Origin of the sequence: Paenibacillus sp. JJ-223, from assembly GCF_927798175.1 — a bacterium.
In the GTDB taxonomy this organism is placed as follows: Bacteria; Bacillota; Bacilli; order Paenibacillales; family Paenibacillaceae; genus Paenibacillus; species Paenibacillus hubeiensis.
Genome location: NZ_CAKMMP010000020.1, coordinates 37,268 through 53,341 on the forward strand (window position 1 = coordinate 37,268; position 16,074 = coordinate 53,341).

Annotated in this window: 11 protein-coding genes; 3 read left to right on the forward strand and 8 right to left on the reverse strand. The window is 53.5% G+C overall.

The annotated features are described in order from the left end of the window. Positions 1-254: 254 nt before the first annotated feature. From L6H98_RS27405 to uvrB, 5 genes are all read right to left on the reverse strand, one after another. A complete protein-coding gene (locus tag L6H98_RS27405; RefSeq protein WP_236420876.1) occupies positions 255-2,162 on the reverse strand; it encodes a stalk domain-containing protein in 1,908 nt (635 codons plus the stop codon). Between the two features lie 54 nt (positions 2,163-2,216). After that, on the reverse strand, positions 2,217-3,386 hold the full coding sequence (locus L6H98_RS27410; RefSeq protein ID WP_236420877.1) for a trypsin-like peptidase domain-containing protein: 1,170 nt from the start codon (positions 3,384-3,386) through the stop codon (positions 2,217-2,219). Positions 3,387-3,659: 273 nt separating this feature from the next. Continuing rightward, positions 3,660-3,872, reverse strand: a complete 213-nt coding sequence (locus L6H98_RS27415) for a hypothetical protein (protein ID WP_236420878.1) — start codon at positions 3,870-3,872, stop codon at positions 3,660-3,662. Positions 3,873-4,205: 333 nt separating this feature from the next. After that, positions 4,206-7,064, reverse strand: a complete 2,859-nt coding sequence (uvrA, locus tag L6H98_RS27420; protein WP_236420879.1) for an excinuclease ABC subunit UvrA — start codon at positions 7,062-7,064, stop codon at positions 4,206-4,208. A 253-nt stretch (positions 7,065-7,317) separates the two neighbouring features. Next, positions 7,318-9,309, reverse strand: coding sequence for an excinuclease ABC subunit UvrB (gene uvrB, locus L6H98_RS27425; protein WP_236420880.1), 1,992 nt, complete (start codon positions 9,307-9,309; stop codon positions 7,318-7,320). 169 nt (positions 9,310-9,478) lie between these two features. On the opposite strand from uvrB, the gene L6H98_RS27430 reads away from it, so the two are divergent. Continuing rightward, complete coding sequence (locus L6H98_RS27430; protein ID WP_236420881.1) at positions 9,479-10,276, forward strand: flagellar motor protein; 798 nt, start codon at positions 9,479-9,481, stop codon at positions 10,274-10,276. Further along, positions 10,260-11,081, forward strand: a complete 822-nt coding sequence (locus L6H98_RS27435; RefSeq protein ID WP_236420882.1) for a flagellar motor protein MotB — start codon at positions 10,260-10,262, stop codon at positions 11,079-11,081. Before L6H98_RS27430 ends, L6H98_RS27435 begins: the two co-directional genes overlap by 17 nt. A 149-nt stretch (positions 11,082-11,230) precedes the next feature. On the opposite strand, the gene L6H98_RS27440 is transcribed toward L6H98_RS27435, so the two are convergent. The 3 genes from L6H98_RS27440 to L6H98_RS27450 are packed head-to-tail and all read right to left on the reverse strand — an operon-like array spanning position 11,231 to position 14,557. Continuing rightward, positions 11,231-12,427 (reverse strand): ABC transporter permease, encoded by a 1,197-nt coding sequence (locus L6H98_RS27440; RefSeq protein ID WP_236420883.1) that lies wholly within the window; start codon positions 12,425-12,427, stop codon positions 11,231-11,233. Beyond that, complete coding sequence (locus tag L6H98_RS27445; protein ID WP_236420884.1) at positions 12,420-13,610, reverse strand: ABC transporter permease; 1,191 nt, start codon at positions 13,608-13,610, stop codon at positions 12,420-12,422. Before L6H98_RS27445 ends, L6H98_RS27440 begins: the two co-directional genes overlap by 8 nt. A gap of 11 nt (positions 13,611-13,621) precedes the next feature. Beyond that, positions 13,622-14,557 (reverse strand): ABC transporter ATP-binding protein, encoded by a 936-nt coding sequence (locus L6H98_RS27450; protein WP_290371498.1) that lies wholly within the window; start codon positions 14,555-14,557, stop codon positions 13,622-13,624. A 222-nt stretch (positions 14,558-14,779) separates the two neighbouring features. Between L6H98_RS27450 and L6H98_RS27455 the strand changes: the two genes are divergently transcribed. Beyond that, on the forward strand, positions 14,780-16,069 hold the full coding sequence (locus L6H98_RS27455; protein ID WP_236420885.1) for a sensor histidine kinase: 1,290 nt from the start codon (positions 14,780-14,782) through the stop codon (positions 16,067-16,069). Positions 16,070-16,074 lie beyond the last annotated feature (5 nt).

Consider the following 16,074-nt stretch of genomic DNA (forward strand, 5'->3'; position numbering starts at 1 on the left):
ATATTCGGGTGCGCAGTCATCCATTTCCGGTCGATCAGCAGTCATAACTCCTGAACTAGTATAGTGTATCACTTCTGTCTTGCCACATCTACGTTTTCCTGAAAAATCCGTATATTGTTACTGCAAACTTTTCCATATCATTTCAACTGCAAATTGGTAGTCATCACATGTCCTCGTATATGAAAAAACGGAAGGTCCAATGGACCCTCCGCCTGCGTATTTTGATCTCACGATCTCCATATTGTTTCTTTTTATTATTTAGTAAAAGTAAATGAGTTCACCGCTTTTTCCAGCGCCGCCACCTGCGCCTCCGTGCTGTTGGCATCGTTCAGAGCTGTTGTGATCGTGTACGTCATGCCGCCCTGTTCAATCACGATCTGCCGGCCGCTGTACGGGATGCCGTTCTCCACCTCATGGTATCGGAAGGAAAACGCCGGAATACCCGCAAACGTCAGTTCCTCGCTGCCGAGCAGCTTGAAATTTTTGCGTGATTTGGCCGCTTCCGCGTAGGCTTCCCGCAGCTGGCTGACCGTCATCTCCACCGAGCTGTTCGCGTTTGCGGCGATGGAAAATTCGCCTCCCGTGAACGTGTACATGACCGGCGAATACTCGAACTGGTCACTGTATGGCGTCCAATAGCGCGGGATGTTCACGCTGTACTGGTATCGTTTGGACGTGCGCTTCACCGTTTTGCTTTTATCGATCAGGTATGGATCTTCATCCAGCTGCCCGAAATTGTCAGCCACCGTATCGAAATCGATCTGCATGCTGTCCATCACCCGTTCAAACCATTTCCGATTGGCTTCCTGAGCCTCGGGGAACGAGAACTCTGCATAATAACGGTAACCGTTCTTCTGCAGGAACACATCGAACTCCGTCTGCCAACCATCTCCGAAATTGTACCGGAACTCGCTGACCTCAGCCGTCTCGCCGGCAATGTTCATCGTATAGGAACGGACAGGTTCATAGCTTTCGCCCACGAACGTTTCGCGCATCCATTGATCCAGCTGGCCGCTCCATTCCTTTACGGTTGTTCTTGGGGGAGCGGAGGTCACGCGCAGCTGCAGAAATGCCCCGTTTTTGTCCTGGTACGTCATCTGATTGTTGTCCACCGACCAGCCTGCCGGTACCTGGAGCTCAATGCCATAATCTTCATTCGCCGCGAAACGCATGCCATCTTCAACGGTAGACAAATCCTTGATGCTTTTGTCCGATGCCGGAAAAGAAAGCTGGAAGGAATTCAACAGCGATGCGCGTTTGCCCAAATCTTTATAGTTCAGGGCCTCGGAGTCGGCCAGGTACACATCGTATTGGCGGCCTTCGCTGACATATTGCCGCATCTCCCAAAAGGTTCCGTCCGGATCCTTGCCAACGATTCGAGCGTACGGCGTTTCCCCCTTGGATACAGTCTGCCTGTCGAGCACCGTGCCACCGTTTATTTTCGCCTCTTGCACGAGCTGTTGCAGCATGTCATCCGGATCAAGGGCAACCTCCTGATCGCTGACGTATACCTCGAAGTAATAACTGCCATCCGTTGATCGGAACGACATCAATCGTTCCTGGTCCCCGCTCTGCAGGAACATCAGGTCTGCCGGGTAGTTGATGGACCAGCCGTAATAGCTGTTCCCCACCTTCGTTTTGTTATCGTCCAGGGCAATGTCATCCTCGTCATCCGGATCTGCCGCTTCGCTCCATTGAGGCAGTCGGATGACCAGTTCTCCCGAAGCGTTCGGTGCAAGCGTGGCTCCAATGCCTGCAGCTACGGGCCGCAAGGGCACCATTAACACCCCGTTGACCATTTGGGGAGCGGCGCCCATCTCTTTTTTTACGCCGTCTACCCAGGCAATGGTGCTGCCCATCGTCAGTGTGACGGTATGCGCGCCTTCCTTGATTTTGATCACGTCGTCCTTTTCCAGCCGGATTTCGCTGCCGAACGCTTTTTTGAAAATCCCCACGGGAACCATGGTGACCCCATTCGTTTGATATGGCTTGATTATCGTTTGTTTGTTCCCATTGATATAAGCCCCTGTGCTGCCGGTTTTGATCCGCAGTTCACTGGTTATCATTTCCGCCGCGGATGCCCACTGGGGCATGGACACGCCTGCGGTTAATATGCCGGTCAATATCGCTGTGCCAAGCACATGCATAACATGCTTTTTCATTTCGTTTTTCTTCCTTTCGGGATTCGCTCTGTATCATGGGTGAACACACTAATCCTATTGTTCTTCGGCATACGCCTCATCGGAATCGGAATCCGGATCAAGCCCCACGTCGGCGAAATCAGCCAATGCCAGCGTACGCGTAACGATATCTCCGTCCGACTGCATCAACAGCTTCACTTTTTGCCCCGGCAAATAGCCTTTCAACAGTTCGTTGATGTCCACCATCGACGTTATGCGTGTTCCCGCGACGCTGTATAACAGATCGCCTTCCTTGATTTTGGCTTTGCTCGCTTCGGGCGACAGCACACCCGTCACGGTCAACGGGTCGTCTGTCGGAAGCCCCACAATGGCGGACCAGCTCTCTTCGAGCTCAAGTCCCAGACTTGCCCGCTTCACTTCTCCGTATTTGAAAAAATGCTGGATCACATATTGGACCGTATCCACAGGGATGGAGAACCCCATGTTTTCAATGCCCACCTCGGCGAACTTCATGGAGTTGATGCCAACCACCTCGCCTTTCAGATTGACCAAAGGCCCTCCGCTATTGCCCGGGTTGATGGCCGTGTCCGTCTGGATCAGACGATACGTTTCCTGTACGCCGCGGTTCAGACCGCTGATTACGCCGACGCTCGCCGAATTTCGCAGGGAAAACGAAATCGGCGTGCCGATCGCGATGACCGTTTCCCCAACGACGGCTTGCGAAGCTTTGGCAAAGGTCGCAGGCTGAAGCGACTTGCCATTGATTTTGATCAATGCAATATCGCTTAACGGATCGCTGTAGCTCTCGGTGATCTTATATGTATTGCCATCTGTCGTAACGACGACCGGGTTGTCCAACCCGTCAATGACGTGAGCGTTCGTGACAATCCAGCCATTCGGGCGAATTATGACGCCTGTGCCATGGGCAAGATTGTAACGGTCCGCTGTTCCTGTGGTTCCTTCGGTGGATTTGCCGATAATGCCTACTACAGAAGGTGAAACTTTTTCGATGACCTTGGGGATGGCTTCATTCCCTTTATACTGGTACAATCCTGTCTGTGCATCGTATTGCCCGCTGCCTCCCAATGCCTTGACCAGATCAGCCGTGCTGACATATACCTGTCCGTCAATCACTTTTGCCTTCATGTTCGCCGCTGCCTGTGCCGGTCCGGGTGTCAACGCAACCCCGATGGACAACACTGCAGCCATGAACACGGCCATGCTTTTTTTCCCCAATGCTTTCATTCTCTCAACCTACCCTCTTTTAATAAAACAATCTGCACGCACACATGTCATCCTGGTGGATCCTACGATTCAAACGGAAGTTTCATATGGGTAAGTTCCAATGTAACATACAAAATATTCCTGCACAATTGACTATGGACCTGATTTCTCGCAGCAACATCTCAAGGCCGTCCAGAATCTATTAAAAATAAAAAAACACCCTCCATGGAAGTTGGAAAGTGTTTGATGATTCGGGTTCTCATGCTGTTATGTACTTGTCGGTCGCATCATTCATCAGGAACCGAACCAGCCGGTAATCATGGCATAATCGGTCATCAGAAACACCAACAGACTGACGACGGCAAATCCGATGGCAAACACGTTTTTCTTTGGAGCCCGTAGCAACCGAATCAACCCGATCAAGATGATGACGGTAAACAATAGAACAAAGATGTCAAACGCATTGAAATTCGATGTACTCGCCGTGGCGGCTTCTGCAAGCAGCATGGATAGACAGACCTCCTCACCATAGTTGAACATCCAACACATCCCTGAGTTCTTTCTCTATGTTATCCGTCCCCCGCTTGCAATGCAAGCACTTTCATCCAAAAATACGAAAAACAGGATAACGAAAACGGCCCCAAACCGGGAAAGGAAAGAACTCCACTCTCTACTGAAGAACGTGAATAATAAACCTCATTCCACAATCGATAAAGAGCAGTTCCCTTTCATAGGGGGCCGTAAATCGCAATCCAGCTAATTGTCATCCAAGGTCCTGAACCCTTTGGACCGCCCTTGCACCAATGATGATGGGCTTGGGCTTCGAGCGATCCATTCGGATTATTGGGTGAGCTGCAGCGCTTTGCTTCGTTCCGTATCGCGCTCCAGAATCGGTTTCAGGTACTTGCCTGTATAGGATTCCTCTACTTTCACGATATCCTCCGGCGTTCCGGTCGCCACGATCGTTCCGCCGCCGCTGCCGCCTTCCGGCCCGAGGTCGATAATGTAATCGGCGGTCTTGATGACGTCCAGGTTATGCTCGATGACAAGCACCGATTCTCCCGAATCGACCAGACGGTGCAAGACGTTAAGCAACCGGTCGATATCGTCGACATGCAGCCCGGTTGTCGGCTCGTCCAGGATGTAAATCGTTTTGCCCGTGCTCCGGCGATACAGTTCGGAAGCCAGCTTCACGCGCTGCGCTTCGCCCCCGGAAAGCGTCGTTGCCGGCTGGCCCAGGTTGACATAGCCAAGACCTACGTCAAGCAGCGTTTGCAACTTGCGATGAATCTTCGGAATGTTCTCGAAGAACCGGGTCGCATCCTCCACCGTCATGTCGAGCACATCGGCAATGCTTTTGTTTTTGTATTTGACTTCAAGGGTTTCCCGATTGTAGCGTTTGCCCTTGCAGACTTCGCACGGAACGTAAACGTCCGGCAGGAAGTGCATCTCGATCTTGATGATGCCGTCCCCGCGGCAAGCTTCGCAGCGCCCGCCCTTGATGTTGAAACTGAAGCGGCCTTTCTTGTATCCGCGTACCTTCGCTTCATTGGTTTGCGAGAACAGGTCGCGAATGTCGTCGAAGACGCCGGTATACGTTGCCGGATTGGAACGCGGCGTACGGCCGATCGGCGATTGGTCGATATCGATGACCTTGTCCACATGCTCAAGGCCGCGAATCTCTTTATATTGTCCGGGACGAACACGTGCCCGATTCAGGTCACGCGCCAGCGTTTTATACAAAATTTCGTTCACCAGCGTGGATTTTCCCGATCCGGATACCCCCGTCACCGCAGTAAACACACCCACCGGAATTTTGACGTTCAGGTTTTTGAGGTTATTCTCCTTCGCCCCGCGTATTTCCAGCCAGCGATCTCCCACGCTGCGGCGCTCGTTGCGGATCGGAATGAACTTGCGGCCGCTCAAATACTGGCCTGTCAACGAGTTTTCATTGTTCATGATCTCTTCCGGCGTTCCCTGCGCCATAATGGTTCCGCCATGAATACCGGCTCCAGGTCCGATATCGATAATATAGTCGGCTGCCATCATGGTGTCCTCGTCGTGCTCGACAACGATAAGGGTATTACCGATGTCCCGCATATGCGCAAGCGTCGCAATCAGGCGGTCGTTATCCCGCTGATGCAGCCCGATGCTCGGCTCGTCCAAAATGTACAGCACGCCCATGAGACTTGAACCGATCTGTGTAGCCAAACGGATCCGCTGGGCCTCGCCGCCCGACAACGTTCCCGCGGCACGGCTCATGGTCAGATAGTCCAAACCAACGTTCACCAGGAAGCCGAGACGGCTGTTGATTTCCTTCAAGATCAGCCGCGCAATGGATTCTTCTTTTTCGCTCAGCTGCAGCGACTCAAAGAACCGGCCGGCCTCGCCGATGGACAATCCTGTGACGTAAGCCATATTGTGGTCGTTAATGGTCACTGCCAGACTCTCGCGCTTGAGGCGTTGTCCTTTGCAAGTACCGCATGGTTTCGCGCTCATGTACCCTTCAATGAATTCGCGAATGCCGTCGGATGCCGTTTCGCGGTAACGCCGCTCGAGATTGTTCACGATGCCCTCGAACGTCACCATCGCTTCCTTGCGTTGGCCAAAATCATTTTCGTACCGGAAACGAACTTTTTCCGAACCTGTTCCGTGCAGCAATTTGTTCATTTGCTCCGCAGGCAGCTCTTCGACAGGAACGTCCTGCGGAATGTTAAAGTGCTCACACACCGATCTGAGGAATTGGGGATAGTACGTCGAAGTACCTCCCGTCCAAGCATCAAAAGCGCCCTCTTCGATCGTTTTGCTCCGATCGGGAACGAGCAGATCGGGGTCCACGATCATTTTGACGCCCAAACCGTCGCAATCCGGACAAGCACCGAACGGGCTGTTGAAAGAAAACATTCGCGGTGCCAGCTCGTCCATGCTGAAGCCGCAGATCGGACAAGCAAAGGTCGAACTGAAGCGCAGCTCCTCCTGATCGATGATATCTACCAGCAGCTGTCCTCCCGACAGATTCAATGCGGTTTCGATCGAATCGGCCAGCCGTGCTTGTACTTCTTCCTTAATGACGATCCGGTCCACGACGACTTCGATCGTATGCTTTTTGTTTTTCTCCAGCTGGATGTCTTCGGACAAGTCACGCAGCTCGCCATCTACGCGTACGCGCACAAAACCCTGTTTGGCCACGTCCGAGAACACGCTTTTGTGTTCGCCCTTGCGCCCTGAAACGATCGGCGCCAAAATCTGCAACCGCGTCCGCTCCGGATATTGCATGATGCGATCCACCATTTGCTCAACGGTCTGGGAAGTGATCTCGACCCCATGGTCCGGACAATGCGGATGCCCGATGCGCGCAAACAGCAAACGCAAGTAGTCATAGATTTCCGTTACGGTTCCCACCGTAGAACGCGGGTTGCGGCTCGTCGTTTTCTGATCGATGGAAATGGCCGGTGACAGCCCTTCAATCGAGTCCACGTCCGGTTTCTCCATCTGGCCCAGAAACTGTCTGGCATACGCCGATAACGATTCCACGTAGCGCCGCTGTCCTTCGGCATATATCGTATCAAAGGCCAGCGAGGACTTGCCCGAACCACTCAGCCCCGTCAAAACGACAAATCGGTCACGCGGGATGGTTATGTCGATGTTTTTCAAATTGTGCGCTCGCGCGCCTTTAATGACAATATTCTCGCTCGCCAATGGTTATCCACCCTTTCAACAGTCAAAATCTTGCCAACCTTCCATCCTATTAACCTTTTAACCCATTTGTTTGTTAGTACCAGTATAGACTCGTTTCCGAAATTTCAACATGGCAATATGATCGGTCATGATCGGTTCTAATTGTATAAAGCCAAATCTACCAAGCCTTACTCAACAAGAGAACGGCCGTCCGGCCGTTCTCTTGTTGCAATCATTCTTCACCATTCCCCGAATGCCAAGGAACTGCTCCGACTTATTCGGCTCGAAGTTCAAGCAGCGCGTCGCGAAGCTCGGCGGCACGTTCGAATTGCAGGTTCTTGGCAGCATCCTTCATCTCTGCCTCCAGGCGTTGAATCAGCGACTGGCGCTCCTTCTTCGACATTTTGCCGGCCGCGCCGGACAAGTATTCGTTCTTCGATTCGGCCACCTTGGTCGCCTCGATCACGTCACGCACTTTTTTGCGGATTGTCTGCGGCGTAATGCCGTGCTTCTCGTTGTACGCGATCTGGATGGAGCGGCGACGTTCCGTTTCCTTGATCGCCATGTCCATCGAATCGGTCACCTTGTCGCCATACAATATAACCCTGCCCTCGCTGTTCCTCGCGGCCCGGCCGATCGTCTGGATCAGCGAACGCTCGGAACGAAGGAATCCTTCCTTGTCGGCATCCAGAATCGCCACCAGCGATACCTCAGGCAAATCCAGTCCTTCCCTCAGCAGGTTGATGCCGATCAGCACGTGGAACGTCCCCAGCCTCAGATCACGAAGGATGGCCATCCGTTCCAGCGTTTTGATATCCGAATGCAGATATCGCACCTTGATCCCGATTTCCTTCAGGTAGTCGGTCAGGTCCTCGGCCATTTTCTTCGTCAGCGTGGTGATCAGCACGCGCTCATCCTTCTCGATCCGGTCGCGAATTTCCCCGATGAGATCATCGATCTGGCCTTTTGTAGGACGCAGGTCAATGACAGGGTCAAGCAGGCCGGTAGGTCGAATGATTTGTTCCACCATTTTATCGGTATGTTCGATTTCATATGGTCCCGGCGTTGCCGATACGTAGATGATCTGGTTCATCTTTTCCTCGAATTCCTCGAACTTGAGCGGACGGTTATCCAGTGCCGACGGCAGACGGAAGCCGTGTTCGACCAGCACGGTTTTGCGTGCCTGGTCACCGTTGTACATGGCCCGGATCTGCGGCAGCGTCACGTGCGACTCATCAACCACAATCAGCATGTCGTCCGGAAAATAATCCAGCAGCGTATAAGGCGTGTCGCCACGTTCGCGGAACGTCAGCGGCCCCGAGTAGTTCTCGATACCCGAACAGAAACCGACTTCCTTCATCATTTCGATATCGTACCGCGTGCGTTGCTCCAAGCGTTGGGCCTCAAGCAGCTTGCCTTGCTCCCGGAACTTCTCAAGCTGCTCCTCAAGCTCCCGTTCGATATTGACCAATGCGGCGCGCATCGTCTCTTCCTGGGTAACGAAGTGAGACGCCGGGAAGATCGCGATATGCTCGCGCTCGCCGATCAGTTCCCCCGTCAGCACGTCGATTTCGGTAATGCGTTCGATCTCGTCGCCGAACAGCTCGACCCGGACAGCATGCTCGCCTTTCGATGCCGGGAAAATCTCGATGACGTCGCCGCGCACTCGAAAGGTGCCGCGCACGAAGTTGATGTCGTTCCGCTGGTACTGTATTTCCACCAGACGGGACAGAATCTGGTTTCGCGGTTTCTCCATGCCCACCCTGAGGGACAGCAGCATGTTGGAATATTCGTGCGGCGATCCAAGACCGTAGATGCAGGACACGCTCGCTACGATAATGACATCCCGGCGTTCGAACAGCGAACTGGTCGCCGCATGCCGGAGCTTGTCGATTTCCTCGTTGATGCTCGAATCTTTCTCGATGTAGGTATCGGAGGAAGGAATGTAGGCTTCCGGCTGGTAATAGTCGTAATAACTTACGAAATACTCCACCATGTTGTTCGGAAAAAATTCCTTGAATTCGCTCGCAAGCTGGGCAGCCAGCGTTTTGTTGTGGGCAATGACCAGCGTCGGGCGCTGCAGTTTGGCAATGGTTTGTGCAATGGTGAACGTCTTGCCCGTTCCGGTCGCCCCCAGGAGCGTCTGATACCTCTTCCCTTCCTGAACGCCCTTCACCAACTGTTCGATGGCTGCAGGCTGATCACCTTGGGGAGAAAACTCTGACTCGATTTCGAACGTTTTGTCGCTCATGATAATATCGCTCATTGCCGTATCTCACCCTATCGTCTAAAATAATAGTCACTATATATTGTCGAAGTTCCCCGAATTTTGATATGGGAAAACTTATATCAATAGGAATATTTGTTCCCGTTCAATTATACCCTGTTGATGCAAGCGATGCAAACACGAAGTGAAGACAGGAGTGGGTTATTTTATGGATATTGCGACACTTATCGGTATCATTGCCGGGATTGCCGCAGTTATCAGCGGATTTCTGTGGGAAGGGGGCCAGCTATCCGGACTTTTGCAAAAAACGGCTGCATTGATCGTTTTCGGCGGTACGATCGCCGCCGTGGCCGCCAGCTTCCCTGTACATCGGCTGCGAACGATTCCTGCCGCGCTGCGCATGGCTTTCGGGCGAGGCGGCGACGAATCGAAGCAATGGGTCGACGAACTCGTGGACATGTCTACGCTCGCCCGTCGATCAGGGGTGCTCGCACTGGAGCGCAAAGTCATGGAACATCCGAACCAATTTCTGAAAGACGGCATTCAGATGGTTGTGGACGGCACCGACCGGGACGTCGTTCGCCAGATCATGGAACTGGAGATCGATGCCGTCGAGCAGAAGCATGAAGGCTATGCCAAAATATTCGAATCTGCCGGAGGATATGCCCCTACCATGGGTATCATCGGCACCGTTATGGGTCTGATCCAGGTCCTGGGCAGCCTTACGGATCCAACCGGACTGGGTCCGGCCATTGCCGTTGCTTTCACCGCAACCTTGTATGGTGTAGCCAGCGCAAACTTGATCTTTTTGCCTATCGCCTCCAAAATCAGGTCCCGCAGCGCGGAAGAGATCCAGACCATGGAGGTCCTGCTTGAAGGCGTGCTTGCCATTCAGGCCGGAGAGAACCCGATGCTGGTACGCAAACGGCTGGAATCTTTCACCCTTGCCCATCGCCAGGTCACCCGCACTACATTGAAGGAGGGGTTGGATGAGCCGGCGCAGTAGGCGGCGGGGAAAACGCATGTCTGCCGATCATCGGGATCGGTGGATGATTACCTATGCCGACCTGATTACCCTTTTGCTGATATTCTTCGTCATCATGTACGCCATGAGCAATCTGGACACGAGCAAGTATACGGTCGTAACCCAATCGCTGCAGAGCACGTTCAGTGAATCCCATTCCCTGCTTGAACAAGGAGAAGGCCTGGGCGGAACCGCGGGACAAGCCATTACGAAGAATCCACCGCCGTCGACGGAGGGCGAAGGAAACGGGGAAGGGCAGCAGTCGCCAGCCGATTCCGAGGAAACACCGCTTACCGAGCGGGAAGAACAATTCAGGGCTCAGGAGCAGGAATTGCAGAACCTGTACGACGTCATTACCCAATACATCAACGAAAACAATCTTGGCGAACAAATTTTCGTCGCGGATAAGCCACAAGGCATTTCCATCACGTTAAGCGACCGCTTTCTCTTCGATCAAGGCCAGGCCGCGCTCAAAAGCGGAGCCGCGCCAACGCTGGGCAAGCTTGCCAGCCTGTTCCAAGACCTGAGCATGACGATCAGCATCGAAGGGCACACGGACAATGTGCCGATCGGAGTCAAATCGCCGTATAAAGACAATTGGCAGCTTTCGGGGGAACGCGCTTTGTCGGTACTGAGGTTTTTCCTGGATGAAAAAAAACTGGATCCCGATCACTTCCAATATGCGGGTTACGCGGATACGCGTCCTGCCGCCGACAACGCCACCGCCGCGGGACGGCAAAAAAACCGGCGCGTGGAAATTACCGTATTGCGCCAGCTTCAGCCTTGATCCAGCCATGCCTCTCATCCAACCCAATCCCCCGCATATCTGCCAAAAAAATATTAAGCACGATCCGTTCGACAGACGAGCGGACCGTGCTTTTTTTAGAAAATACACCACACATGACCCACATAGTGCGCCCTTGGCTCCAAACCTCTTTACGCATCTTCCCCCGTTTGGGTAGGACGAAGAATGGCAGAACCGACGGTCAGCAAAATGAGAGCCATGATTCCCAAAATCAGAAGCGGCATTCGGATGTCGGACAACGTTCCCCCTGCCGAGATCGTTTCCACGGCCTGGATCGTCCATTTCTGGGGCACAACATTCGCGATCTTCTGCATATAGTCCGGCATGATGGACAACGGCCAGAAACATCCGCCAAGCATGCATGTCGGCGTAATAATCAAGGAATTCAGCATGCCCACGTTTTGCGATTTGCGAACCAATCCGGCAACCGTACTGGCGATCCCCATGGCTACCAGCATAAATGCCCCAAGAATAAGCACATGGGTGCCGAACGGAATTCCCGCATCATAATGTAATACCCAGCGGCTGATCGCAAGAACGAGCACGATCTGTACCAATCCGATCGCCATGCTGCCCAAAAAATTACCGACGGCAATCTCGTGTGCGCGCACGGGAGCCGTGTATACACGCGCCATCGTCCGCTGTCTCCGGTCCTCCATAATGACGGTCACCGCACTGCTGACCAATCCCATCATGAACATGATCGTAAATCCCGTGACGTTGTTCAATCCCGGCTTTGGATAAATGCGAAGTTCTGTCGTCTCCCCGGAAATGCGGTGTTTCCCCGTTTCCGCAAGCAGTTGTTCGAATTTCCCATCCATCTCGGAAGAAGAAAGAGTTACGCTCGAACCGGCAGCTCCGTTCGCATCGTTTAACGCAGCCTGCCTTACCGCAGCAGCGGACTGGCGAAATCCCTCATCCAATCCTTCGACGGCGGCTTTGAACGCGTATGAACCTTCCGTTACTTTCAGTTCGGTCAACCGAACCGAAGTCGGTTCCCCGGCCAGCAAACGCTCGGTGTATCGGGACGGAATAACCAGCCCTATGCTTCCTTTCTGCGACTGGATCTTTTCCTGTACCTCTGCCTCGCTGTCCATCGGCTGGAGCACATACTCCGACTTCAGCGAAAGCTCTTGAATCATCGCAGCGCCTGCAGCACCTTGATCCTCGTTGACATAAGGAATCACTTCCCGCATGTTGTCGTCGTTCCCCAAAAGGGCAACGGCTGCCGTTACCACGACACAAGGAAGCAGAAGATACGAGAGTATGCCTCTCTTGCGTCCCAACGTGCGCCGAATCATTAACCAGGCGATATTCAGACTATTCATGACGGCCACCCGCCTTTCCATAGATCAATACTGCGGCTGCCAACAGCACCGCGCACACCGTGCCAAGCATCGTGATATTGTGCAGGATTTCCTGTATGGGAGCGTTCAGCATCATGGCCAGAAAGCTTTGAAGGGCCCAATGATTGACGGTAAATTCGCTTATTCGCTGTACGAACTCCACGGGAATCGGGGTAAATCCTCCGCTCACAAACGTCATCGCAATAATGACGGTCTGCAGGGCGGCATTGGCTGCGGGGGCGCTTTTGAACAATGCGGATAAAATGACGCCGAGCACCATCGATGCCACCGTAATCAGCAAACACACGAGGACGACCAGCATAGGGTGCATTCCCCAATTCACGTCATACAGCCAATACGTCATCAGCACGATGACCATGCCCTGCATGAACGCAAGCAGGCTGCTTCCGGCGATTTTGCCCGCAAAGATTTCAGAGCTGCGGAGGGGAGCTGCCTGCAAACGAAGCAAGGTGTTCCGGCTCTTCTCTCCGGAAATGCTGTTAATGGCCGTCATGCCCGAATACAGCATAAACATCGCCAGCATGGATGCCGCATAATATTGGGAGGCGCTGTATGTGCCGCCGCCATTTCCCGGATGGCTGACCTCTACAGAGGGGGTCTGTCCCGAATGATCCCCGGCTTGCTGCCGGTTGACTGATGCAGCCGCCGCATCCGGTCCAAGCACTTTGGCGACGGCCGCCTGCCGGTTCAATTCGTCCGCAAATCGGGAAAATACGGTTTCCCCCAGGGCGTTCTTCACGCTATCTTTTCCCGGAATCCAAGTCATTGTGGCCTGTTCCCCCTGCGTGGCGAGCTTTTCCAAACCGGCAGGAACGACTATCGCAAAATCGAGTTCCCCGTCCCGAAGTGCACGAACGGCTGCCTCTTGGGTGGCCATGGACTGTGGTTTGACCATGCCAGCCACTGCCGGAGTGGCCACAAAAGCATTCAGCGCCTGGCTGATCGTGCCGTCCGGTTCGTGCAGGACCAAGCCTACGCGCACCGGATCGATATGATCGACTTCTTCCGAGCCCATCGTACCCGAGAGAGCCGCGCCCAAAATGAAAATCAGCAGCAACGGCAAGATGAACAGATTGATGAGCACCGAGCGCATGCGTAAAATGCGCTGCAGTTCAAAGATGCAAATATGCCATACTTTTACCATCTGTTCCCCTCCTAGTCCCGCAGCGTGCGTCCGGTGAGATGGAGGAACAGCGTTTCTAAGCTCGGCTCTTCCACCTTCAGCGACTGAATGGAAATATCGTGTTTGCTGCAAATGAACAGCATATCCTGCAAATCCTGCTGTGCCGAAGGCAGCGTGATGACGAGTTCATGGCCTGCGCATTCCACCGCGTGCACGCGGGGATGAAGCCTGATCTCTTCCACGGCAGCGTCCGTGATGCCGGACGTGGCCAGCACGATTTTTTCCTCGGAAGCCACCCGTTCCCTCAGCTCAGCCTCGGTCCCGCACGCAATGACATGCCCCTGGTCCATAATGGCCACCCTGTCGCTGATCGCCGCCACTTCCTCCATGTAGTGACTGGTATATATAACGGTCGATCCCATATCGTTCAACGTTCGTACCGACTCCAGTATGTGGTTCCGCGATTGCGGATCGATTCCTACCGTAGGTTCGTCCATAATAATGACATCCGGTCGGTGCATAATGGCACAAGCAATGTTAAGCCTGCGCTTCATTCCACCGGAAAACGTGGACGGAGCATCTTTTGCTTTGTCCTGCAGGCCGACGAATTCCAGCGACTCCTGCACCCGTTCCTTGAGCAGATGGCCCCGCAAGCCGTACAGGCGAGCAAAAAAAGTGACGTTTTCAGCCGCGCTCATCGATTCGTACAACGCCAGGTCCTGCGGCACGAGCCCAAGTCTGCGTTTGACTTCTAGCGGCTTTTCTTTGACAGATATGCCGTCCAGCCGGATATCCCCCTGGTCTATTTTGAGCAGCCCGGCAATCATGCTGATGGTTGTGCTTTTCCCTGCCCCGTTCGGACCGAGCAATCCGAAGATTTCGCCCTTTCCGATGCTCAGATTCAGATGGTCTACGGACAGCTTGCTGCCATACCGTTTAACTACGTTTTCGATTTCGAGTATGCCCATGCATCACACGCTCCTCTTGTCTCCGGCTTGTCGCGTCCGGTCCTTATAGTAGTATCATAACGAACAATAGGCTGGATTGGAGGTACGAAAGGTCATGAAACGAAGGTGACTTAAGTCATCTCCTGAACCCAAAACGTCCTATGGTATAATGGCAGAGAAACGAATTCGGCAAAGCCTGCCTGTGGTTTAACCCATTTTTGTATAAAAGGATGACGCTGCCTTATGCCGATACGTGCCCTGCAATACGGTTTGATCATGATCCCCGCGCTGCTGTACATGCTGAAGCTCCCCCTCCACGATGAAGGAGCCTATACGCTGAATATTCTTATCGGGCTTGGCATTGCAGTATGGAGAGATTTCACGGGCATGCGTACCTGGAGACCTCTGCTTCTTTTCGCGGAAATGCTCTGGACCTGCTGGCTCATCGCCCTATACGGCCCCTGGATGATCCTTATTTCACTATCGGTGCTGTACGTATATATGTATACTCTGGAGAAAAACCAACGCTGGTTGATGCTGGGACTGCAACTTCTGGCCACCAATGCTGCCCTGTACTTTCACTACGCTCCCGGTGCGTTGTCGCCCTGGCTGCATGCCATCCACACCGGGACGAGCGATGCCTTTCTGGACGAAGCGGCGGGACGAATCATCTGCAACTTGATGCTGCTTATTACGGCAACCCTTTCCTGGCAAGGTTCAAAAACCGCGAGCAGCCGCGAACAGCTGGAACAGGTATATGACGCCCTCCGCAAAAAGCATTACGAACTGCAGGATGCGCGGGCACAACTGCTTGCGTTCGCAAAACAATTGGAGGATGCCGCCCAGGCAGAGGAACGGACCCGCATTTCCAGACAACTGCACGACGATATCGGCCATCGTCTGATTCGAGCCAAAATGATGTCCGAAGCAGCCATCGTCACGTTGCCGGCCAAGCCCGAGCAAGGTTTGGAGATGGTGAAACAGATCCGCGACCAGTTGTCTGCCACGATGGACGATATGCGTTCCACGCTTCATAAACTTCGTCCTGCCACCCATTTGACCGAGGCTTATGCACTGGATCGGCTGCTTGAAGATGTTGGGCGTGAAACCGGCGTAAAAACCGTTTACCGCGTCACGGGTGAAGTGGTGCCGCTCTATCCAAGCTTGCAGATCGTATTGTACAAAAACGCCAAAGAGGCCCTGACCAATGCGCTGAGGCATGGGAAGGCCGGCAGTATCGATATTGAACTGCACTATTCGGCGCATGAGATATGCATGGTTGTCAGCAATGACGGCCACGCAGGCATATGTCCGCAATCCGACAACCTGCAGCGCGAGGATTCATCGCTCGAAAAGGCGCCGCCATCCCCCTCCGGCCCGAATGGCAAAACAACGCTTGCCAGCACCGGACTTGGCGTAGAAGGGATGCGCGTTCGCACAGAGCTTGTAGGCGGCGAACTGGAAATCCAGCCGGCATATCCGTATACCGTAATCACCCGCCTGCCTATCGCCCGCAAAGCTGACATGATCTGAAGAAG